Below are 535 nucleotides of genomic sequence, written 5' to 3' on the forward strand. Positions count from 1 at the left end.
GCCGCAGGCAGAAGGCGATCAGCACAAGGCTCGCGCCAAGCACAATACGTGCTGCACGGCTGCGCAGTTCAGGCGGCTGCGGTGCGGGCAGGCTGTCGACTTCCGCATCGATGAGCTCCAGCCCCTTGATGGCCTCGGATTGCGGCTTCGGGTCAGGCTGACGAAAACTCTGGTTCATTGCGAAAGCAGTCTTTCAAGTTGGGTAAGCACCGGCGCCATGAAGGCGCGGACGGCGGCAACCGCGCGCTCGGGATCGCTAGCGGCAATGGCCTCGACGATTGCCGCATGCGCCTGCTGGTCCGGTTCGGGCAGATTGCCGTCGAGCGTGGCGTGGATGGTCTCGGTGATGGCGGCGGTGAAGAAGTCGTAGAGCTCCATCATCGCCCTGTTGCCGGACGCGGCAACGACGGACTTGTGGAAAGCAAGGTCGCGGCGGATGAAGGCATCGCTTCCGCCGTCCGCGACGGTGCCGCGCTCGGCAAGCAGTTGGCGCATCCCTTCGAGATCGGCTGGCGTGTGGCGCAAGGCGGCGAGC

1 protein-coding gene and 1 pseudogene are annotated in these 535 nt (G+C 65.4%); both read right to left on the reverse strand.

The features are described from left to right. Positions 1–178: pseudogene (locus tag EN935_RS42645) on the reverse strand (cyanate transporter); the annotation flags it as partial. Continuing rightward, on the reverse strand, positions 175–535 hold a 361-nt coding region (locus tag EN935_RS39645), incomplete at its 5' end, for an FCD domain-containing protein (protein WP_164771910.1). The pseudogene EN935_RS42645 and the gene EN935_RS39645, both read right to left, overlap by 4 nt.

Source organism: Mesorhizobium sp. M7D.F.Ca.US.004.03.1.1 (assembly GCF_003998635.1).
GTDB classification, from domain to species: Bacteria; Pseudomonadota; Alphaproteobacteria; order Rhizobiales; family Rhizobiaceae; genus Mesorhizobium; species Mesorhizobium loti.